This window comes from Bradyrhizobium sp. 134, from assembly GCF_023074155.1.
Classification (GTDB): Bacteria; Pseudomonadota; Alphaproteobacteria; order Rhizobiales; family Xanthobacteraceae; genus Bradyrhizobium.
The window spans coordinates 468662-487075 of record NZ_JADPKX010000006.1 but is presented as its reverse complement, the minus strand read 5'-3'; the positions used below and the strand labels follow the sequence as shown (position 1 = coordinate 487075).

Here is an 18414-nt window from a genome sequence, read left to right as displayed (position 1 = left end):
CGTGAGCAGGACAAGAATTGCAGCCACGGCGATGGGTCTCGCCGCCGCACTGGCAGCCTCGCAGGCCCGGGCCCAATCGGCGAGCAGCAGCGACCAGGAGATCGCGCTCCTGAAGCAGCAGCTGAAGATGCTGGAGCAGAAGCTCGACAAGCTCCAGAGCCAGACCGCCGCGAATACTGCGGCCACAGCGAAGGCCAGGCTTGAGGCGAAGGCGGAGGCAAAAGCCGAAGCGCGTTCCGAAGCGAAGGCCGCCGTCGCCAACGCCAAAGCGGCGATCCCGCTCAAGGGACCGGCGCCCGCATCCGGCGTCGTCGTGACAATGCCGAACAACCGACCGACCATCTGCACTGCCGATGGGGCTAACTGCGTCGGGATCACAAGCCGCGTGCATTGGGATGTCGGCGGCTATGACTATCGGCCCAACACGGCGGCAACCGTGCCGCAAAAGCTCGACAGCGGCGAGAACGTCCGCCGCGCGCGCATCGGTGTCGCCGGCAAGTTCTTCCACGACTGGAATTTCGCGCTGGTCTACGACTTCGGGGGCTCTTCCGACGGGTTTGGCGGCGCAGCTCCGGGTTCGCTGCCCGGCGGCGGCGTCTCTGGCGTCGAGAACGCCTATCTCAGCTATACCGGCCTGAAACCGTTCGGCGGCAAGATGGCCATCGAAGGCGGCATCATGGACCTGCCCTACACGCTCGATGAGGCCACGAGCTCCAACGACATCATGTTCATGGAGCGCGCCTCGGCTGGGATCGTCGCCACGAGCATCGCCGCGGGCGACTTCCGTTCGGCGGTCGGCACGCGCTGGTACAACGACGAGTTCTGGGTCGGCGCCTATGTCACCGGCCCCGCCACCGGTGCGATCCACTCAGCGTCGAGCGTTGCGCCGAACGGCGCCACGGAACAATACGGCGCGGTCGCGCGTGTCGCCGGCCAAGTCGTCAGCGGCAAAGACTACTCGGTCCATCTCGGGAGCAATGCCGAATGGCTGATCCAGCCGACGCGCAATCTGGTGACGGGTGCACAGACGGTGACGCTGACCGATCGTCCGGAACTGCGCATCGATCCCACGGCGCTGGCTACGACCGGCGCGATCGCCAATGCCTCCGGCGCGCAGGTCTACAGCGTCGAAGCCGCCGCCACCTATGGACCGCTGATCCTGCAAGGCGAGTATTTCTGGTACAACATCGATCGCAGCGCCAATACCGGCCTGCCGCCGCTGGGTGCGCCGAGCCTCAAATTCCAGGGCGGCTACGCGCAGGCCGGCTACGTGCTGACTGGCGAGGGTCGCAGCTATAATGCGGCGAATGCGGCCTATGGCGGCGTCAAGCCGGCGCACCCGTTCTCGCTCGAGGGCGGCGGCTGGGGCGCGTGGGAAGTCGCGGGACGCTTCTCCACGATCGACCTCAACGATCAGCTCGGGACCGCCACCGGCATCGCAGGCGGCCGGCAGACCGTCTACACGGCGGCGCTGAACTGGTATGTCAACGGCAACGTCCGTTTCATGCTGGACTATCTGCATGGCACGGTGTCGAGGCAGGCCTCGCCGGTCTCGACCGCCGATGTCGGCTCGAAGTTCGATGCGGTCGCCATGCGGACGCAGTTCGCGTTCTAGGTATCGCCTGTCGTCCCGGGGTACGCGAAAACGCGAACCCGGGACCCAGCATCTGCAACGCTATCTGAAGGAGACAAGCCATGAAGGCCGTCGGCTACAAGAAATCGCTTCCGATCGAGGATCAGGACGCGCTGATCGATTTCGAGACCGCAAAGCCCGAGCCCGGCGGCCGCGACATCCGCGTCGCCGTGAAGGCGATCTCGGCCAATCCGGTCGATTACAAGGTGCGCAAGCGCGCCGCTCCGCCCGAGGGCGAGACGAAGATTCTGGGCTATGACGCGGCCGGCGTGGTCGACGCCGTCGGTCCCGACGTCACCTTGTTCAAGCCGGGCGACGAAGTATTTTACGCCGGCTCGATCCTGCGCCAGGGCACCAATTCCGAATTCCATCTCGTTGACGAGCGCATCGTCGGCAATAAACCGAAGAGCCTGTCGTTCGCGCAGGCAGCCGCCCTTCCCCTCACCTCCATCACCGCCTGGGAGCTGTTGTTCGACCGGCTGGGTGCGGTGCCCGGCAAGAGTGTCGATCCACGTACGCTACTGATCACGGGCGGCGCCGGCGGCGTCGGCTCGATCCTGATCCAGCTCGCTCGCCGCCTCACCGGGCTGACCGTGGTTGCAACCGCAACGCGGCCGGAATCGCAAAAATGGTGCCTCGATCTCGGCGCGCATGCAGTAATCGACCACGGCCAACCGATGAAGGAGCAGATCGAGAAGCTCAAGCTGCCGCCAGTCGCGCTGGTGGCGAGCCTCACCTTCACCGACCAGCACTACAAGAGCATCGCCGATTCGATGGCGCCGCAGGGCAAGTTCGGCCTGATCGACGATCCGCCGGAATTCACCATGAGTGCGTTCAAGGGCAAGGCAATCTCGGTGCATTGGGAATCGATGTTCACGCGCTCCTCGTTCCAGACCGCCGATATGATCGCGCAACATCATCTGCTGAACGACGTCGCCGACCTCATCGACAAGGGCGTCTTGCGTACCACGCTCGACCAGACCTTCGGCACGATCAACGCGGCCAATCTCAAGCGCGCGCACGCGCTTTTGGAGAGCGGCAAGTCGCGCGGCAAGATCGTGCTGGAGGGGTGGTAGGTCTTAGCTCGAAGCGGGCGCCGCTTTCGTCTCCGGCGGACGCGTCGCCCGCTCGATAAAGCCCTTGGCGAGCGCGTGGTAGATCCCTTCCTCGCAGATCAGCCGTGAGGTGGCGTGTGCGATCAGGGCAGCGGCCATTAACGGCACCACCATGGCGTGGTTGTCGGTCATCTCGGTCACGATGACGAAAGCGGTGATCGGCGCCTGCACCACCCCTGCAAAATACGACACCATGCCGAGCAACATGATCGCACCGAGCGGAGCGTCGTGGAAGAAGGACGCGATATTGCTGCCGAGGCCGGCTCCAACGGCGAGTGACGGCGAAAAAATTCCGCCGGGTATGCCACTGATCGCCGCGAAGGTGGTGGCGAGAAGCTTGAGGATGCCGAAGTCCTGCGGCAGCGGTGCGCCCTGCTCCAGGGCCGTCTTTACCTGCTGGTAGCCTGTGCCATAGACCGTATCGCCGGAGACGATGCCGCAGATCGCGACCGCCAATCCGCACGCGAGCGCGAACCACAAAGGGTGGCCCTTGACCGCACGCCCGAACGGATGGGCCGAGCCCCGCGCCATGGTGATGACGATGCGGCTGAAGACGCCGCCGGCCACGCCGCCAACCACGCCGCACACCGGAACCGCGAGCCAGTCGGCGCCGGGGGCCAGCGACATCGCACTGCTGCCGAAATAGGCGTAGTTGCCCATCAGCGCGAGCGAGGTCAGGCCGGCCGCGATCACCGCCGCGATGATCAGGCTGCTGGTACGCGTCTCGAAAGCACGGCTCATCTCCTCGATGCCGAAGACGATCCCCGCCAGCGGCGTGTTGAAGGCGGCCGCGACGCCAGCAGCCGCGCCGGCCAGGATCAATCCGGGCTGGCGGCGTGGCGAGACGCGGCCGAGCGCGAACATGATGGAAGCGCCGACTTGAACGCTCGGTCCTTCCCGGCCGACGGAGCCACCGCACAGCAGACCGAACAAGGTGAGGATCACCTTTCCGATCGCGATTCGGATCGAGACCAGGCTCTCGCGCGCCGTCTGGTCGGTCAGATGCCGTGCGGCGATCGCCTGAGGAATGCCGCTGCCCTGTGCGTTCGGGAACAACCGGGTGGTCAGATAGGCCGAGAGCATGAAGCCGAGAGGTGTCACCGCGAGCACGGCGTAGCGCGATTTGGCTAGCAGCAGCGCAAAGGCGTGCTGGGCGAGATCGGCAAGCTGCGCCAGCGCCACCGCCGCGGCGCCAACCCCGATTCCACCGAGCACGAAGATCGCCCGCCGCTGCCATCGCGCGGATGTCAGCCTGAACAGGCGTTTATGGCGGGTCGAGAGGGGCCAGAGCATAAAACCGAGGTTTAGCCGGTCCCGCCGCGAATTGAAGAGGCAAGCGAGCAGACCAGCTAGACCGGAACCATGCCCTCGACGAACATCAACCGCCGCTCCAGCGCGGTCTGCCGAAGCTTTAGCGCCTCCGCATATTCCGGCGACGCGTACCATTCGCGCGCGCGTTCCATCGAGGTAAACTCCACGATGATGATGGTCTTGGGCGGCGGGCCGCCCTCCACCAATTCGGCGGCGCCGCCGCGGACGAGATAGCGGCCGCCATATTGCGCGATGGTAGCAGCAGCCAGCGTACGATAGGCCTCCATCGCGGCCTGATCACGCGCCTCGACCTCCGAGATCACATAGGCCGGCATGAGACGGCCTCAGGCAATCGTGTTGACGATGCCGCCTTCCGCGCGCAGCGCCGCACCGTTGGTCGCGGAGGCTTCCTTCGAAGCCGCATACACCACCATGTTGGCGATCTCGTCGACGCTGGCGAAGCGTTGGAGCAGCGAGCTTGGGCGATGCTGTTTGACGAAATTGGCCGCGGCCTCATCGACCGACTGCCCGTTCTGCTTGGCGAGATCCTTCACGAAGGTCTCGACGCCTTCCGACATGGTCGGGCCCGGCAGCACGGAATTGACGGTGACGCCGGTCCCGCGTGTGAGCTGCGCCAGGCCGCGCGCGACCGAGAGCTGCGCCGTCTTGCTCATGCCGTAGTGGATCATCTCGACGGGAATGTTGAGCCCTGATTCCGAGGAGATGAAGACGATTCGGCCCCAGTTGCGCTTGAGCATGCCCTTCATATACGCGCGTGACAGACGCACGCCGCTCATCACGTTGACCTCGAAAAAGCGACTCCAGTCTTCGTCCGGAATGTCGAAGAAGTCTTTCGGCTCGAAGATGCCGGCATTGTTGATAAGGATGTCGACGTCTGGCAGCGCCGCCGCCAACGCCTTGCAGCCCGCCGCGGTCGAGACGTCGGCGGCGATGCCGCGGACCTTTCCGCCCGCCCCTTCCAGCTTGCGCACGGCCGCATCGACCTTGACCTGGCCGCGTCCGTTGATCACGACGCTCGCACCGGAGCCGGCAAGGCCCTTGGCGATGGCGTGGCCGATGCCGGCGGTCGAGCCGGTGACGAGGGCGGTCTTTCCGAAAAGGTCGATCTTCATGCGATGTCTCCATTGAAACTGACGGAGATATCGTGCGCTGCGCGGGCGGGTGCAATCGCCCCTCACCGACGCGTGAGGATTTAGTTGCGAGGCGGAAGCGCCCGGAGAAACGCGACGATGGCATCGAGATCCTGGGCCGTCATGCTGGCATAGGCAGCATAGGCCATCGGCGGCTTCAGTTTGTGGCCGTCGCGTGCGATGCCTTGCGCAATCGCACGTTTGATTTCGTCGTCGCTCCACCCGCCGATGCCCGCGGCTATATCCGCGGTGATGTTGGCGGAGACGGATTCGCCCCACGGCCCCTTGAATGTCCGGCCGCCCTTGCCGCTCGCTCCGGCGAAATCGTGCACGACGGAAGGGCCGTCCGGCGTGTGGCATTCCAGGCAATGGGCGATGGTCAGGAGATAGCGGCCGCGCGCAAGCCTGTCGGAAAGCTCAGCCTCGTTCGCCTGCTTGCCGGCGTAGATCGGCGTCTCCGGCTTCGGCGCGCTTCTGTATTCCGGCGGCGGCGTCTCGTGGCGTACGGCCGGCACCGAGCGCAAATAAGCTGCGAGCGCGTCGAGATCGCGGGCCGTGAGCACGGTGTAGAACGCGGTCGGCATGATCGGCGCGACCCTGGTTCCGTTCGGCCTGACGCCGCTGACGAGAAACCGCTTCAGCTCGGCGTCGGTCCAGTTGCCGATTCCGGTGTCCTTGTCCGGTGTGATGTTGGAGCCAGAGACCTTGAAGGCGGGCTCGTCAAAAACCTGGTTGCCCCCGGAGAGCGCCCGAGAGAGATCGAGCCCTTGCGGCCCTCGCGGCGTGTGGCAGTTGTGGCAAACCATCACGCTGTTGACGAGATAGGCGCCGCGCTCGACAAGCGTCTCGCCAGAGGCCGGCGACATCAGCAGCGCCAGCGCAATCCCTGACACAATCCTCATCGAGAGCCCCCCGGCCGGAATCGCGTTCAACGAAACGATGCGCGGTATGAGATGCAGCCGCGCCATACAAAAAAGCGGCGCCCGAAGGCGCCGCTTTCTGAAAACTCTCTACCGGTCGGCTTACGCCGCCTCGGCTTCCTTTTCCTGCACCGGACCGGAGTCCTGGCCCTTGGCATCGACGTCGCGGTCGACGAACTCGATCACGGCCATCGGGGCGTTGTCGCCGTAGCGGAAGCCGGCCTTGATGATGCGGGTGTAGCCACCCTGGCGATCCTTGTAGCGGGGCGCGAGCGTGTCGAACAGCTTCCTGACCTGATCCTTGTCGCGCATCTCGGAGATGGCCTGGCGGCGCATGGCCAGCCCGCCCTTCTTGCCGAGGGTGATAAGCTTCTCGACGATCGGACGCAATTCCTTCGCCTTCGGCAGCGTGGTGACGATCTGCTCGTGCTTGATCAGCGCGGCGCACATGTTGGCGAACATCGCGCGGCGATGCTCGGCGGTGCGGTTGAGCTTGCGATGAACCTTGCCGTGACGCATTTTATCTATTCCTTGAATTTCATTCGTCGCGACGGTTCGTCGGACCAGTTGCTCAGGTGGGCTGCCTGCGTTCGCCCGCTAAGGCGCGATGAATTCGCGCCTCAGCCTGTCGTCGTTCGGATCAGTAATGATCCTCGAAGCGCTTGGCGAGCTCGTCGATGTTCTCCGGCGGCCAGCCCGGCACTTCCATGCCGAGATGCAGACCCATCTGGGCCAGCACTTCCTTGATCTCGTTCAGCGACTTGCGGCCGAAGTTCGGAGTGCGGAGCATTTCGGCTTCCGACTTCTGCACGAGGTCGCCGATGTAGACGATATTGTCGTTCTTCAAGCAGTTGGCCGAACGCACCGACAGCTCGAGCTCGTCCACCTTCTTGAGGAAGGCCGGGTTGAAGGCGAGGTCCGGGATGATCTCCTGGGCGACTTCCTTGCGCGGCTCTTCGAAGTTGACGAACACGTTGAGCTGATCCTGCAGGATGCGCGCAGCGTAGGCCACGGAATCATCCGGCGTCAGCGCGCCGTTGGTCTCGATCGTCATGGTCAGCTTATCGTAGTCGAGGATCTGGCCCTCGCGGGTGTTCTCGACCTTGTAGGAGACCTTGCGGACCGGCGAGTACAGGCTGTCGACCGGGATCAGGCCGATCGGCGCGTCCTCGGGACGATTGCGCTCGGCGGGCACGTAGCCCTTGCCGGTGGCGACCGTGAACTCCATGCGAATCTCCGCGCCCTCGTCGAGCGTGCAGATCTGCAGGTCCGGATTGAGCACGACGACGTCGCCGACGGTCTGGATGTCGCCGGCGGTGACGACGCCCGGGCCGGACTTCTTCACGACCATGCGCTTGGGGCCTTCGCCCTGCATCTTGATCGAGATGTCCTTGATGTTGAGCACGATGTCGGTGACGTCCTCACGGACGCCCGCGATCGAGGAGAACTCGTGCAGCACGCCGTCGATGTGCACCGACTGCACAGCCGCGCCCTGGAGCGACGACAGCAGGATGCGGCGCAGCGCGTTGCCGAGCGTCTGGCCGAAGCCGCGCTCGAGCGGCTCGGCGACGATGGTCGCGAAACGGTTCGAATCGCTGCCGGGCTGCACCTGGAGCTTGTTCGGTCGAATCAGTTCTTGCCAATTTTTCTGGATCGTCACTGTTTCACCCATACAGGCCAGTCAAACTGCCGTTGCAGATACTGGCGTTGGAGAAAGGCCACAGGTCGCACCTGCGGCTTCTTAAAAAAGTCATCACGGGCGACGATGCGCCCGCAACTTCGTATCAAACGCGCCGACGCTTGCGGGGACGGCAACCGTTGTGCGGGATCGTGGTCACGTCGCGGATCGAGGTGACGGTGAAGCCCGCGGCCTGGAGCGCCCGGAGCGCCGATTCGCGGCCCGAACCGGGACCGGCGACTTCGACTTCCAGCGTGCGCATGCCGTGCTCCTGCGCCTTCTTGGAGACGTCCTCGGCGGCAACCTGTGCGGCATACGGGGTCGACTTGCGCGAGCCCTTGAAGCCCATCGTGCCGGCGGAGGACCAGGCAATCGTGTTGCCCTGCGCGTCGGTGATGGTGATGGTCGTGTTGTTGAACGACGAGTTCACGTGCGCGACGCCGGAGGCGATGTTCTTGCGCTCACGACGACGAACGCGGGTGGCTTCCTTGCCCATAGACTACCTTTCCTGAAGATCTCAAACGCCGCCGTAATGCCAGCGGCTACACCTGTAGAACGAAAGGCGTGTGGCGAACGGGTCATCCCCGGGTCGCCACACGCCGTAATTGGATGCGAAAACTTACTTCTTCTTGCCGGCGATGGCCTTGGCCGGACCCTTGCGCGTGCGCGCATTGGTGTGCGTACGCTGGCCACGCACCGGCAGGCCGCGACGATGGCGCAGGCCGCGGTAGCAGCCGAGATCCATCAGACGCTTGATGTTGATGCCGACCTCACGACGCAAATCGCCCTCGACGAGATAGTCGCGGTCGATCACTTCGCGGATCTGGAGCACTTCGGCGTCGCTGAGCTGATTGACCCGACGATCGTCCGGGATTTTGACCTTCTCCATGATCTCACCGGCGATCTTCTGGCCGATGCCATGGATGTACTGGAGCGCGATCAGCACGCGCTTGTTGGTCGGGATGTTCACGCCGGCAATACGGGCCACGGCCTTCTCTCCTGTCGCCGATCCCTCGTCAGGAATCGGGCTTTAAGTGCTTGGTTTCTCGGGCAGGTGTTCACAAACGCGAACACGACGCCCACCCCTAGTCTTCCTGGGGCCCGGCATCGTTTGAAACTATCCGACTTGGATGCGGGGCTTATTAGGGGATTCAGGGGGCTTTCGTCAACCGCTGCTAGCGCTTAGCTCGCCTTTTCGTGACCTTTTTTGCGGCCTTTTTGGCACCTTTCTTGACAGCCTTCCTGGCGGTCTTTTTGGCTGCCTTTTTCTTCACGGTTTTCTTGACGGTCTTTTTGGCCGCCTTCTTAGGACCCTTCGCGGCCTTTTTGGCCGCTTTCCTGGATTTGGCGGCCTTTTTGGCCGCCTTCGCCGGCTTTTTGGCCGATTTCTTCGCCGCCTTGGCCTTTTTGGCCGGGGCCGCCTTGGCCGCGCGCCGGGCGGAGGCCTTGCCGTGCGTCTTGCCATGCGTCTTGGGCTCGACCGCCCCTAGCGCCAGGAGCAGGCGATGGATGGCGCGGGTGACCTCGTCGATCGCCATCATGCCGTCGATGGTCGAGAGCTTCCGCCGCTCGGAATAGTAGTGAATCAGCGGTTCCGTCTGGTTGCGGTAGCTGGCTAACCGCTTGGTCAGGACCTCCGGGGTGTCGTCGAGTCGGACCTCCTCCCCGCGCTCGCGCATCTGGGCGACGCGGGTCTCGACACGGTTCAGGAGTGCACTCTCGTTGACGCGGAGCTCGATCACGGCGTCGAGCTTAAGGTGCTTGTGCTTGAGCAGCTCATCCAGCGCCTCCGCCTGCGGCACAGTGCGCGGGAAACCGTCGAGGATAAAACCGTTTTTGGCATCCGGCTGATCGATTCGATCGGAGATGATTCCGACCACGACATCGTCGGGCACGAGGCCGCCGCTGGCCATGATCTCCTTGGCCTTGAGACCGACCGGCGTTCCGGCCGCCACCGCGGCACGCAACATCTCGCCGGTCGAGAGTTGGACGATGCCATAGCGCTGCACCAGCAGCTGCGCCTGGGTGCCCTTGCCCGATCCCGGCGGCCCCAGAAGTATAATTCTCATCGGCGTACGCCCCCCGATTGGTGCGCGATACGTCGCGCACCTGTGTTTTGAAGTCCAGTTACAGTGCAAATCATAATCAGCGCCGCACCGCTACCCATATCATAGGGGAGCAAATGGCCGGACGCCAAGAAGCCTTTGAGATCAGTGATTGCGCTTCAGTGCGAGTGGCTCTGCCGATGCCACCGAATGGCTGGCTGGCCGCTCCCGCAGGCGCCGCGCGTTACTCGCGCGGCGAATCGGCGGCGCAATTGCGCCGCCTGAGAGGACTCCGCGCTTAACGGCGCCGGCCGCGCAGCTTCGATTTCCGGATCAGACCTTCGTACTGATGCGCCAGGAGATAGCCCTGCACCTGCGCCACCGTGTCCATGGTGACGCTGACGACGATCAGCAGCGAAGTGCCGCCAAAGTAGAACGGCACCGAGGCGTAGGAGATCAGGATTTCCGGAATCAAGCAGACGATCGCCAGGTAGACCGCGCCGAGCACGGTGATGCGCGACAGCACGTAGTCGATATATTCCGCGGTACGCTCGCCCGGACGGATACCCGGAATGAAGCCGCCGTGCTTCTTCAGATTGTCTGCGGTCTCGGTCGGATTGAACACGATCGCGGTGTAGAAGAAGGCGAAGAACACGATCAGCGCCAGATACATGATCAGGAACAGCGGACGGCCGTGGCCGAGCTGGGTGTTGATCCACTGGAACCATTCCGGCCCGCTCCCCGCGTTGAAGTTCGCAACCGTGGTCGGCAGCAGCAGCAACGAGGACGCGAAGATCGGCGGGATCACGCCCGAAGTGTTGAGCTTGAGCGGCAGATGCGAGGACTGCCCCTCGAACATCTTGTTGCCGACCTGGCGCTTCGGATACTGGATCAAGAGCCGGCGCTGGGCGCGCTCCACGAACACGATGAAGGCGATCACGGCCACCGCCATGATGATGACGACCAGAATCAGGCCGGTCGACATCGCACCCTGACGGCCGAGCTCGAGCATGTTGGCGAGCGCCGCGGGCAGCTCGGCGACGATGCCGGAGAGAATGATCAGGGAAATGCCGTTGCCGATGCCGCGCGAGGTGATCTGCTCGCCCAGCCACATCAGGAACATGGTGCCGCCGGTCAGCGTGATCGCGGTGGACAGACGGAAGAACATGCCGGGGTCGCTGACGACGTTGCCGGCGCCTTCGAGGCCCACCGCGATGCCGTAGGACTGGAACGCGGCCAGGATCACCGTGAGATAGCGGGTGTACTGGTTCAGCAGCTTGCGGCCGGACTCGCCTTCCTTCTTCAGTGCCTCGAGCTGCGGCGAGACGGTGGTCAGAAGCTGGATGATGATGGAGGCCGAGATATACGGCATGATGTTCAGCGCAAAGATCGCCATGCGGTGAATGCCGCCGCCGGCGAACATGTTGAACATGCCGAGGATGCCGCCCGCCTGGGAGCGGAATACCTGCTCCCAGATGTTGGGATCGATGCCGGGCAGCGGGATGTAGGTCCCGAGCCGATAAACGAGCAGCGCGCCCAGGGTGAACCAGATGCGCTTCTTCAGTTCGTCGGCCTTGGCAAACGCACCGAAATTAAGATTGGCTGCCAGTTGTTCCGCTGCAGAGGCCATCTTGGACTTTCTCCCGCCGCTTTTTGCGCCGTTATGCCCGCGGCCGGGCTACATTATACCGGACACCGGACATTATCTGGGGCTACGGCTTCGATAAGTCCATCGTCCCGCATGCGTAAAGGCCCGCGAGCCGCGGGCCGATGACGCAGTTGTTACGCCGCCTCGCCTTCTTCCTTGGCAGGCGCGAGGATCTTCACCGAGCCGCCGGCCTTCTCGACTGCCGCGATCGCGGTCTTCGAGGCGCCGTGCACTTCGATGTTGAGCTTGGCCTTGAACTCGCCGCGGCCGAGCAGCCGCAGGCCGCCCTTGGCGCGGCGCAGCACGCCGGCCTTGACCAGGGATTCGACGTTCACGACGCTGCCGGCATCGATCTTCTTGGCATCGACCGCGTCCTGGAGCCGGTCGAGATTGATCTCGGCGAACTCGATGCGGAAGATGTTGTTGAAGCCGCGCTTGGGCAGACGGCGATGCAAGGGCATCTGACCGCCTTCGAAACCCTTGATGCGCACGCCCGAACGCGCGGTCTGGCCCTTGCCACCGCGGCCGGCCTGCTTGCCCTTGCCCGAACCAATGCCGCGGCCGACGCGCATACGCTTCTTGCGTGAGCCGGCATTGTCGGCGATATCGCTGAGCTTCATCGCCCTGCTCCTTGTTTCTTGCGCATGACCTTCACCGAAAACGGGTCCCCGCTTTTCGGGATCGTGCGCCTTTGCTTACTTCTCGTCGACGATGCGAACGAGATGGTGAACCTTCAAGATCATGCCGCGCACCGCCGGGGTGTCCGGCAGTTCGCTGGTGCGGCCGATCTTGTTGAGCTTGAGCCCGATCAGCGTCGAGCGCTGCGAGTGATGGCGGCGGATCGCGCTGCCGGTCTGCTCGATCTTGATCGTCTTTGCGGTCGTAACGGCACTCTTTGCCATGGGCGTCTACTCCGAAAAGCTTCCGTTATTCGGCAACCGCCTCGGCGTCGCCACCGATACGGCGGGACTGGAGGGTGGACACCTTGATGTTGCGGCGGGCAGCGACCGAGCGCGGCGAATCCTGATGCTTCAGCGCATCGAAGGTCGCGCGAACCATGTTGTACGGGTTCGACGAACCGATCGACTTCGCAACCACGTCCTGGACGCCGAGCGTCTCGAACACGGCGCGCATCGGACCGCCGGCGATGATCCCGGTACCGGCCGGAGCTGCGCGCAGGTAAACACGGCCCGCGCCATGACGGCCGGCGATATCGTGATGCAGCGTGCGGCCCTCGCGCAACGACACGCGGGTCAGGTTGCGCTTGGCGGATTCGGTTGCCTTGCGGATCGCCTCAGGCACTTCGCGCGCCTTGCCGTGACCGAAGCCGGCGCGGCCCTTCTGGTCGCCGATCACGACCAGCGCTGCGAAACCGAAGCGCTTGCCACCCTTGACGACTTTGGCGACGCGATTGATGTGGACGAGCTTGTCGACGAACTCGCTGTCGCGCTCTTCCCTGCGTTCACGTCCGCCGCCGCGTTGATCGCGTCCACCACGTTGTTCGCGTTCTGCCATGGTTTTTCCAGTCCTTCAGAGGCTTACGCCTCAATCCTCAAATTCTGTTAGAAGCTCAGCCCGCTCTCACGCGCCGCGTCGGCAAGAGCCTTGACGCGCCCGTGATAGAGATAGCTGCCGCGATCGAACACGACTTCCTTGACACCCTTCTCGGCGGCGCGCTCGGCCAGCAGCTTGCCGACCGCCTTCGCCGCATCGATGTCGGCGCCGGTCTTGCCGCCATCGCGCATCGACTTCTCGAGCGACGAGGCAGAGGCCAGCGTCTCGCCCTTCAGGTCGTCGATGACCTGGGCGTAGATGTGCTTGGACGAGCGGAACACCGACAGGCGCGGACGGCCGCCACCCGAGCGGCGCAGCTTCAGACGTACACTGCGCTTGCGCCGGGCATTCGTAACCTTGGCTTTCGACATGACCGGCTCCGTTACTTCTTCTTGCCTTCCTTGCGGAAGATGAATTCGCCAACATACTTCACGCCCTTGCCCTTGTAGGGCTCCGGCGGACGATAGGAGCGAATCTCGGCGGCGACCTGGCCGACGCGCTGAATGTCGCTGCCGGTCACCGTGATCTCGGTCGGCTTCGGCACGGTGATCGTGATCCCTTCCGGGATCGCGTAGACCACATCGTGGCTGTAGCCGAGCGCGAGCTGCAGGTTCTTGCCCTGCAGCGCGGCGCGGTAACCGACGCCGGTGATTTCGAGCTTCTTCTCGAAACCCTTGGTGACGCCTTCGACCAGATTCGCGACCTGGGCGCGAGCGGTCCCGTAAAGGGCCCGCGCGCGGTTGGTCTCGACCCGCGGGTTCACCTTGACCTGGCCGTTGTCGAGCTTCACCTCGACGTCGCTATGGACGACGAACTGAAGCTGGCCCTTCGGCCCCTTCATCTTGACGGTCTGCCCGTCGACGGTCGCGGTCACACCCGACGGCACCGCTACCGGCCTTTTGCCAACACGTGACATGGATCAAAAATCCTTCTCAGAACACCGTGAAGAGAACTTCGCCGCCCACGTTCGCTTCACGCGCACTGTGGTCAGCCATGATTCCCTTCGGTGTCGACAACACCGAAATGCCGAGTCCGTTATTGACCCGCGGCAGGTTCTTCACCGAGGCGTAAACGCGACGCCCAGGCTTGGAGACACGCTCGATCTCGCGGATAACGGGCTCGCCGTCGAAATACTTCAGCTCGATCTCGATCTCGCTGCGGCCCGAGGAGTGCTCGAGCGTGGCGTAACCGCGGATGTAGCCTTCGCTCTTCAGCACCTCGAGCACGTTCTCGCGCATCTTCGAGCCAGGCGTGGAGACCTTGTTCTTGGAGCGCATCTGCGCGTTGCGGATGCGGGTGATCAGATCGCTGATTGGATCGTGCGTAGACATCTAAACGACCCTCCTTACCAGCTGGACTTCACGAGGCCCGGGACCATGCCCTTGGAGCCAAGGTCCCGCATTGCGATGCGGGACAGTTTGGTCAAGCGATAGTTCGAGCGCGAACGGCCCGACAGCTCGCAACGCAGACGGATGCGGGTCGCCGACGAGTTGCGCGGCATTTCCGCCAGCTTCAGGGTCGCGGCGAACCGCTCCTCCATCGGCAACGTCTTGTCGGCGATGATCGCCTTCAACCGCTCGCGCTTCGGAGCGGCGTTCTTCGTCATCCGCTTGCGCCGGTTGTTCTTCTCGATTGAACTCTTCTTTGCCATGTTTGGCTCCTGGGTATCCGCGTTTGAGAGGCTTTAGGTCAGCGTCTCACTGCCGGAACGGGAAATTGAAAGCGGTCAACAAGGCCCTCGCCTCGTCGTCGGTCTTGGCCGTGGTGCAGACGGTGATGTCCATACCGCGGGATTCCGTGACCTTGTCGAAGTCGATCTCGGGGAAAATGATGTGTTCCTTGAGGCCGAGCGAGTAGTTGCCGCGGCCATCGAAGCTCTTCGGGTTCAAGCCGCGGAAGTCGCGGACGCGCGGCAGCGCGACCGTCACCAGGCGATCGATGAACTCGTACATGCGGGCCTTGCGCAGCGTGACCTTGCAGCCGATCGGCTGGTTCTCACGCAACTTGAAGGTCGCGATCGCGATCCGCGAATAGGTCACGATCGCCTTCTGGCCGGCGATCTGGGTCAATTCCGCAGCGGCGTTCTCGGCCTTCTTGCGGTCGTTGACGGAATCGCCAACGCCCATGTTCAGCACGACCTTGTCCAGGCGCGGAACCTGCATGACGTTCTCATAACCGAACTTCTCGGTCATTTCCGTCCGGATCTTCGCGTCGTATTCCGCGCGCAGGCGCGGCGTGTAAGCGGCCTCAGCCATCGATCTCAGCTCCCGAGCTCTTGGCGATGCGGACCTTCTTGCCGTCCGCCAGAATCTTGAATCCCACGCGGGTCGGCTTCCCGTCCTTGCCGACATACGCGATGTTGGACAGTTGGATCGGCGACTCTTTCGAGATGATGCCGCCCTCCTGGGCCTGCGTCTGCTTCTGGTGACGCTTGACCATGTTGATGCCGCGCACCAGCGCCGTACCGGCGTCCGGACGCACTTCGAACACCTCGCCGGTGCGGCCCTTGTCGCGGCCGGTCAGCACGACGACCTTGTCGCCCTTGCGGATCTTCGCAGCCATCACAGCACCTCCGGCGCGAGCGAGATGATCTTCATGTGGTTCTTGGCGCGCAGCTCGCGCGGCACGGGCCCGAAGATACGGGTACCGACCGGCTCGGACTGATTGTTGATCAGAACGGCGGCGTTGCGGTCGAAGCGGATGACCGAACCGTCGGCGCGGCGGATGTCCTTGCGGACGCGCACCACGACGGCCTTCATCACGTCGCCCTTCTTCACCTTGCCACGCGGAATCGCTTCCTTGATCGAGACAACGATGATGTCGCCGATCGTGGCGTAGCGGCGCTTGGAGCCCCCGAGCACCTTGATACACATGACACGGCGTGCGCCAGAATTATCGGCCACGTCGAGGTTGGTCTGCATCTGAATCATTGATGCACCTCGTCCTCTTCTATTTGCGCCAGCCCAGCCGGCGCTCAACATTTACCTGAAGTCAGTTGGCTAAAGCCAACAGATCAGGCGCTTTTCTTGTGTTCGCCCCGGATCACGACCCAGCGCTTCAACTTCGAAATCGGCTTCGATTCCTCGATCCACACCATGTCGCCCGGCTTGAACTCGTTGCTCTCGTCGTGCGCGTGGTAGTTCTTCGAACGGCGGATCGTCTTCTTGTAGATCGGGTGCGTGAAGCGGCGATCGACGCGCACCACGATGGTCTTGGCTTGCTTGTCGCTGACGACCACGCCCTGCAAAGTACGTTTCGGCATCTTCGTAAGCCTCTTACTTCTTCTTCGCGCGCGTCTGCGCGGCGACGGTCTTGATCCGGGCGATGTCACGGCGGGCCTCGCGCAGACGCGAGGTGTTCTCGAGCTGCCCGGTGGCGCGCTGGAAGCGCAGGTTGAAGCGCTCCTTCTTCAGATTCAGGATGGCGTCATCCTGCTGATCGGGGCTCAACGCGCGGATGTCTTCGATTTTCATCTGGGCCATGGCCATTACTCCGCAATGCGCTCGACGAAGCGCGTCTTGATCGGCAGCTTGGCTGCCGCCAGGGTCAGCGCTTCACGCGCCGTCTGGGTGTTGACGCCGTCGATCTCGAACAGCACCCGGCCCGGCTTGACGCGCGCGACCCACAATTCCGGCGCGCCCTTGCCGGAGCCCATGCGGACTTCGGCAGGCTTCTTCGACACGGGAACGTCGGGGAATATGCGGATCCAGACGCGGCCGGCGCGCTTCATGTGGCGGGTCAGCGCGCGGCGAGCGGCTTCGATCTGGCGCGCAGTGACGCGCTCAGGCTCGGTCGCCTTCAGACCGAACTGGCCGAAGGCCAACGTCGCGCCCGAAGACGCAACGCCGTGGATACGGCCCTTATGCGCCTTCCGGAACTTCGTTTTCTTAGGTTGCATCATGGCTTCAAGCCCTCAAATTCTCTGTGCTGGCGTCAGGCTGCAGCGTTGTCCCGGCGCTGCCGGCCGCCGCGATCGCCGCCGCCACCAGTCTCACCTTCGGCCATTCTCTTGTCCTGGGCCATCGGATCGTGCTCGAGGATCTCGCCCTTGAAGATCCAGACCTTGACACCGCAGGTGCCGAAGGTCGTGAACGCGGTCGCAACGCCGTAGTCGATGTCTGCGCGCAGCGTGTGCAGCGGCACGCGACCTTCGCGGTACCACTCCATGCGCGCGATTTCCGCGCCGCCCAGACGTCCCGAGCAGTTGATGCGGATGCCTTCCGCGCCGAGACGCATCGCCGACTGCACGGCGCGCTTCATGGCGCGGCGGAACGCCACGCGGCGCTCCAGCTGCTGCGCGATCGACTCGGCCACCAGCGTCGCATCGAGCTCCGGCTTGCGGATTTCGACGATGTTGATGACGACGTCGGACGCGGTGATGTCCGCGACCTTCTTGCGCAGCTTGTCGATGTCGGCACCCTTTTTGCCGATCACCACGCCCGGACGAGCCGAGTGGATGGTGACGCGGCACTTCTTGTGCGGACGCTCGATCACGATGCGGGCGACGGCCGCCTGCTTGAGCTCCTTGTGCAGGATCTCGCGGATCTTGACGTCCTCGTGCAGCAGCTTGCCGTATTCCTGCTTGCCCGCGTACCAGCGGGAATCCCAGGTCCGGTTGATGCCGAGACGCAGACCGATCGGATTGATCTTTTGACCCATCGTGTTCTCCTGCGTCCCTTAAGCCGCTGCTGCGGCTTCGACCTGACGAACGATGATCGTCAGCTGTGAAAATGGTTTGTAGACACGGCCCGAACGGCCACGGCCGCGGGCGGCAAAGCGCTTCATCACGAGGCCGTTGCCGACGAAGGCCTGCGCCACGACGAGATCGTCGACGTCGAGGTCGTGGTTGTTCTCGGCGTTGGCAATAGCCGATTCCAGGCACTTCTTCACGTCAACCGCGATCCGCTTGCGCGAAAACTGCAGGTCGGCGAGCGCAGCAGCCGCCTTCCGGCCGCGAATGAGCTGGGCGACCAGGTTGAGCTTCTGCGGGCTCACCCGCAGCATCCGGGCGACCGCCTTGGCCTCGTTCTCGGCGAGGCTCCGTTCGCGCTTAGGTTTGCTCATCGTTTAATCCTCAAGCCTTCTTGGCTTTCTTGTCCCCGGAGTGGCCATGGAAGGTCCGGGTCGGCGAGAACTCGCCGAACTTGTGACCGACCATTTCCTCGTTGACGGCCACCGGCACGTGCTTCTGACCGTTGTAGACGCCGAAGGTCAGACCGACGAATTGCGGCAGGATCGTCGAGCGACGGCTCCAGATCTTGATGACGTCGTGACGGCCGGACGAGCGCGCGGCATCTGCCTTCTTGAGCAGAGAACCCTCGACGAACGGGCCTTTCCAGACTGAACGAACCATGTCCGG

Annotated in this window: 28 protein-coding genes; 2 read left to right on the top strand and 26 right to left on the bottom strand. The window is 63.6% G+C overall.

Annotated features, from left to right (window positions below; genetic code table 11):
* Nucleotide 1: 1 nt before the first annotated feature.
* Both IVA75_RS03255 and IVA75_RS03250 read left to right on the top strand, forming a co-directional pair.
* Nucleotides 2-1615: an OprO/OprP family phosphate-selective porin gene (locus IVA75_RS03255; RefSeq protein ID WP_247287021.1), complete on the top strand. Its 1614-nt coding sequence runs from the start codon at nt 2-4 to the stop codon at nt 1613-1615.
* Between the two features lie 80 nt (nt 1616-1695).
* Nucleotides 1696-2709 carry a zinc-binding alcohol dehydrogenase family protein gene (locus tag IVA75_RS03250; RefSeq protein ID WP_247287023.1) on the top strand — a complete coding sequence of 338 codons (1014 nt, stop codon included), beginning with the start codon at nt 1696-1698 and terminating at the stop codon, nt 2707-2709.
* A gap of 3 nt (nt 2710-2712) precedes the next feature.
* Here the strand turns inward: IVA75_RS03250 and IVA75_RS03245 are convergent, their stop codons facing one another.
* The 26 genes from IVA75_RS03245 to rpsS all read right to left on the bottom strand — a co-directional run bounded on the left by IVA75_RS03245 (nt 2713) and on the right by rpsS (nt 18408).
* The gene (locus tag IVA75_RS03245) at nt 2713-4041 is read right to left on the bottom strand and encodes a chloride channel protein (protein WP_027567485.1); all 1329 of its coding nucleotides are present in this window, start codon (nt 4039-4041) and stop codon (nt 2713-2715) included.
* 56 nt (nt 4042-4097) lie between these two features.
* Nucleotides 4098-4394, bottom strand: a complete 297-nt coding sequence (locus IVA75_RS03240; protein WP_027567486.1) for a DUF1330 domain-containing protein — start codon at nt 4392-4394, stop codon at nt 4098-4100.
* Between the two features lie 9 nt (nt 4395-4403).
* Nucleotides 4404-5192, bottom strand: a complete 789-nt coding sequence (locus tag IVA75_RS03235) for an SDR family oxidoreductase (protein WP_247287026.1) — start codon at nt 5190-5192, stop codon at nt 4404-4406.
* Between the two features lie 80 nt (nt 5193-5272).
* On the bottom strand, nt 5273-6112 hold the full coding sequence (locus tag IVA75_RS03230) for a c-type cytochrome (protein WP_247287027.1): 840 nt from the start codon (nt 6110-6112) through the stop codon (nt 5273-5275).
* A 120-nt stretch (nt 6113-6232) separates the two neighbouring features.
* A complete protein-coding gene (gene rplQ / locus IVA75_RS03225) occupies nt 6233-6649 on the bottom strand; it encodes a 50S ribosomal protein L17 (protein ID WP_007603047.1) in 417 nt (138 codons plus the stop codon).
* A gap of 121 nt (nt 6650-6770) precedes the next feature.
* The gene (locus IVA75_RS03220; RefSeq protein ID WP_035961343.1) at nt 6771-7802 is read right to left on the bottom strand and encodes a DNA-directed RNA polymerase subunit alpha; all 1032 of its coding nucleotides are present in this window, start codon (nt 7800-7802) and stop codon (nt 6771-6773) included.
* Between the two features lie 112 nt (nt 7803-7914).
* Nucleotides 7915-8304, bottom strand: coding sequence for a 30S ribosomal protein S11 (gene rpsK / locus IVA75_RS03215; RefSeq protein ID WP_007603045.1), 390 nt, complete (start codon nt 8302-8304; stop codon nt 7915-7917).
* Between the two features lie 123 nt (nt 8305-8427).
* The gene (gene rpsM / locus IVA75_RS03210; RefSeq protein ID WP_007611599.1) at nt 8428-8796 is read right to left on the bottom strand and encodes a 30S ribosomal protein S13; all 369 of its coding nucleotides are present in this window, start codon (nt 8794-8796) and stop codon (nt 8428-8430) included.
* A gap of 187 nt (nt 8797-8983) precedes the next feature.
* Nucleotides 8984-9877, bottom strand: a complete 894-nt coding sequence (locus tag IVA75_RS03205) for an adenylate kinase (protein ID WP_247287029.1) — start codon at nt 9875-9877, stop codon at nt 8984-8986.
* Between the two features lie 274 nt (nt 9878-10151).
* Nucleotides 10152-11483 (bottom strand): preprotein translocase subunit SecY, encoded by a 1332-nt coding sequence (gene secY / locus IVA75_RS03200; protein ID WP_007611601.1) that lies wholly within the window; start codon nt 11481-11483, stop codon nt 10152-10154.
* 152 nt (nt 11484-11635) lie between these two features.
* Nucleotides 11636-12121, bottom strand: a complete 486-nt coding sequence (rplO, locus tag IVA75_RS03195) for a 50S ribosomal protein L15 (RefSeq protein ID WP_007611602.1) — start codon at nt 12119-12121, stop codon at nt 11636-11638.
* A 75-nt stretch (nt 12122-12196) separates the two neighbouring features.
* Complete coding sequence (gene rpmD / locus IVA75_RS03190; protein WP_007603038.1) at nt 12197-12403, bottom strand: 50S ribosomal protein L30; 207 nt, start codon at nt 12401-12403, stop codon at nt 12197-12199.
* A 25-nt stretch (nt 12404-12428) separates the two neighbouring features.
* On the bottom strand, nt 12429-13016 hold the full coding sequence (rpsE, locus tag IVA75_RS03185; RefSeq protein WP_007603037.1) for a 30S ribosomal protein S5: 588 nt from the start codon (nt 13014-13016) through the stop codon (nt 12429-12431).
* 47 nt (nt 13017-13063) lie between these two features.
* Nucleotides 13064-13426 (bottom strand): 50S ribosomal protein L18, encoded by a 363-nt coding sequence (gene rplR / locus IVA75_RS03180; protein ID WP_007603036.1) that lies wholly within the window; start codon nt 13424-13426, stop codon nt 13064-13066.
* Nucleotides 13427-13437: 11 nt separating this feature from the next.
* Nucleotides 13438-13971 carry a 50S ribosomal protein L6 gene (rplF, locus tag IVA75_RS03175; RefSeq protein ID WP_007611603.1) on the bottom strand — a complete coding sequence of 178 codons (534 nt, stop codon included), beginning with the start codon at nt 13969-13971 and terminating at the stop codon, nt 13438-13440.
* 16 nt (nt 13972-13987) lie between these two features.
* Nucleotides 13988-14386, bottom strand: a complete 399-nt coding sequence (rpsH, locus tag IVA75_RS03170; protein ID WP_007603034.1) for a 30S ribosomal protein S8 — start codon at nt 14384-14386, stop codon at nt 13988-13990.
* A 14-nt stretch (nt 14387-14400) separates the two neighbouring features.
* Nucleotides 14401-14706: a 30S ribosomal protein S14 gene (gene rpsN, locus IVA75_RS03165; RefSeq protein ID WP_007611604.1), complete on the bottom strand. Its 306-nt coding sequence runs from the start codon at nt 14704-14706 to the stop codon at nt 14401-14403.
* A 46-nt stretch (nt 14707-14752) separates the two neighbouring features.
* Nucleotides 14753-15310, bottom strand: coding sequence for a 50S ribosomal protein L5 (gene rplE / locus IVA75_RS03160; RefSeq protein ID WP_007603032.1), 558 nt, complete (start codon nt 15308-15310; stop codon nt 14753-14755).
* Entirely contained in the window at nt 15303-15617 is a 315-nt protein-coding gene (rplX, locus tag IVA75_RS03155) for a 50S ribosomal protein L24 (RefSeq protein WP_007603031.1), read from the bottom strand. The genes rplE and rplX overlap by 8 nt, the downstream gene beginning before the upstream one ends.
* Nucleotides 15617-15985 carry a 50S ribosomal protein L14 gene (gene rplN / locus IVA75_RS03150; protein WP_007603030.1) on the bottom strand — a complete coding sequence of 123 codons (369 nt, stop codon included), beginning with the start codon at nt 15983-15985 and terminating at the stop codon, nt 15617-15619. The genes rplX and rplN overlap by 1 nt, the downstream gene beginning before the upstream one ends.
* A gap of 83 nt (nt 15986-16068) precedes the next feature.
* The gene (gene rpsQ, locus IVA75_RS03145; protein ID WP_007603028.1) at nt 16069-16317 is read right to left on the bottom strand and encodes a 30S ribosomal protein S17; all 249 of its coding nucleotides are present in this window, start codon (nt 16315-16317) and stop codon (nt 16069-16071) included.
* A 13-nt stretch (nt 16318-16330) separates the two neighbouring features.
* Nucleotides 16331-16537: a 50S ribosomal protein L29 gene (rpmC, locus tag IVA75_RS03140; protein WP_007603026.1), complete on the bottom strand. Its 207-nt coding sequence runs from the start codon at nt 16535-16537 to the stop codon at nt 16331-16333.
* Nucleotides 16538-16542: 5 nt separating this feature from the next.
* Complete coding sequence (gene rplP, locus IVA75_RS03135) at nt 16543-16956, bottom strand: 50S ribosomal protein L16 (RefSeq protein ID WP_007603024.1); 414 nt, start codon at nt 16954-16956, stop codon at nt 16543-16545.
* Nucleotides 16957-16988: 32 nt separating this feature from the next.
* A complete protein-coding gene (gene rpsC, locus IVA75_RS03130; protein WP_007603023.1) occupies nt 16989-17714 on the bottom strand; it encodes a 30S ribosomal protein S3 in 726 nt (241 codons plus the stop codon).
* A gap of 18 nt (nt 17715-17732) precedes the next feature.
* The gene (gene rplV / locus IVA75_RS03125) at nt 17733-18119 is read right to left on the bottom strand and encodes a 50S ribosomal protein L22 (protein WP_007603022.1); all 387 of its coding nucleotides are present in this window, start codon (nt 18117-18119) and stop codon (nt 17733-17735) included.
* A gap of 10 nt (nt 18120-18129) precedes the next feature.
* A complete protein-coding gene (gene rpsS / locus IVA75_RS03120; RefSeq protein ID WP_007603021.1) occupies nt 18130-18408 on the bottom strand; it encodes a 30S ribosomal protein S19 in 279 nt (92 codons plus the stop codon).
* Nucleotides 18409-18414 lie beyond the last annotated feature (6 nt).

Excerpts from the sequence above, each read along its gene's own strand:
- IVA75_RS03250 (WP_247287023.1), top strand. The coding sequence starts at position 1,696 with ATGAAGGCCGTCGGCTACAAGAAATCGCTTCCGATCGAGGATCAGGAC.
- IVA75_RS03245 (WP_027567485.1), bottom strand. The coding sequence starts at position 4,041 with ATGCTCTGGCCCCTCTCGACCCGCCATAAACGCCTGTTCAGGCTGACA.
- IVA75_RS03240 (WP_027567486.1), bottom strand. The coding sequence starts at position 4,394 with ATGCCGGCCTATGTGATCTCGGAGGTCGAGGCGCGTGATCAGGCCGCG.
- IVA75_RS03235 (WP_247287026.1), bottom strand. The coding sequence starts at position 5,192 with ATGAAGATCGACCTTTTCGGAAAGACCGCCCTCGTCACCGGCTCGACC.
- IVA75_RS03230 (WP_247287027.1), bottom strand. The coding sequence starts at position 6,112 with ATGAGGATTGTGTCAGGGATTGCGCTGGCGCTGCTGATGTCGCCGGCC.
- rplQ (WP_007603047.1), bottom strand. The coding sequence starts at position 6,649 with ATGCGTCACGGCAAGGTTCATCGCAAGCTCAACCGCACCGCCGAGCAT.
- IVA75_RS03220 (WP_035961343.1), bottom strand. The coding sequence starts at position 7,802 with ATGGGTGAAACAGTGACGATCCAGAAAAATTGGCAAGAACTGATTCGA.
- rpsK (WP_007603045.1), bottom strand. The coding sequence starts at position 8,304 with ATGGGCAAGGAAGCCACCCGCGTTCGTCGTCGTGAGCGCAAGAACATC.
- IVA75_RS03205 (WP_247287029.1), bottom strand. The coding sequence starts at position 9,877 with ATGAGAATTATACTTCTGGGGCCGCCGGGATCGGGCAAGGGCACCCAG.
- secY (WP_007611601.1), bottom strand. The coding sequence starts at position 11,483 with ATGGCCTCTGCAGCGGAACAACTGGCAGCCAATCTTAATTTCGGTGCG.
- rplO (WP_007611602.1), bottom strand. The coding sequence starts at position 12,121 with ATGAAGCTCAGCGATATCGCCGACAATGCCGGCTCACGCAAGAAGCGT.
- rpmD (WP_007603038.1), bottom strand. The coding sequence starts at position 12,403 with ATGGCAAAGAGTGCCGTTACGACCGCAAAGACGATCAAGATCGAGCAG.
- rpsE (WP_007603037.1), bottom strand. The coding sequence starts at position 13,016 with ATGGCAGAACGCGAACAACGTGGTGGACGCGATCAACGCGGCGGCGGA.
- rplR (WP_007603036.1), bottom strand. The coding sequence starts at position 13,426 with ATGTCGAAAGCCAAGGTTACGAATGCCCGGCGCAAGCGCAGTGTACGT.
- rplF (WP_007611603.1), bottom strand. The coding sequence starts at position 13,971 with ATGTCACGTGTTGGCAAAAGGCCGGTAGCGGTGCCGTCGGGTGTGACC.
- rpsH (WP_007603034.1), bottom strand. The coding sequence starts at position 14,386 with ATGTCTACGCACGATCCAATCAGCGATCTGATCACCCGCATCCGCAAC.
- rpsN (WP_007611604.1), bottom strand. The coding sequence starts at position 14,706 with ATGGCAAAGAAGAGTTCAATCGAGAAGAACAACCGGCGCAAGCGGATG.
- rplE (WP_007603032.1), bottom strand. The coding sequence starts at position 15,310 with ATGGCTGAGGCCGCTTACACGCCGCGCCTGCGCGCGGAATACGACGCG.
- rplX (WP_007603031.1), bottom strand. The coding sequence starts at position 15,617 with ATGGCTGCGAAGATCCGCAAGGGCGACAAGGTCGTCGTGCTGACCGGC.
- rplN (WP_007603030.1), bottom strand. The coding sequence starts at position 15,985 with ATGATTCAGATGCAGACCAACCTCGACGTGGCCGATAATTCTGGCGCA.
- rpsQ (WP_007603028.1), bottom strand. The coding sequence starts at position 16,317 with ATGCCGAAACGTACTTTGCAGGGCGTGGTCGTCAGCGACAAGCAAGCC.
- rpmC (WP_007603026.1), bottom strand. The coding sequence starts at position 16,537 with ATGGCCCAGATGAAAATCGAAGACATCCGCGCGTTGAGCCCCGATCAG.
- rplP (WP_007603024.1), bottom strand. The coding sequence starts at position 16,956 with ATGATGCAACCTAAGAAAACGAAGTTCCGGAAGGCGCATAAGGGCCGT.
- rpsC (WP_007603023.1), bottom strand. The coding sequence starts at position 17,714 with ATGGGTCAAAAGATCAATCCGATCGGTCTGCGTCTCGGCATCAACCGG.
- rplV (WP_007603022.1), bottom strand. The coding sequence starts at position 18,119 with ATGAGCAAACCTAAGCGCGAACGGAGCCTCGCCGAGAACGAGGCCAAG.
- rpsS (WP_007603021.1), bottom strand. The coding sequence starts at position 18,408 with ATGGTTCGTTCAGTCTGGAAAGGCCCGTTCGTCGAGGGTTCTCTGCTC.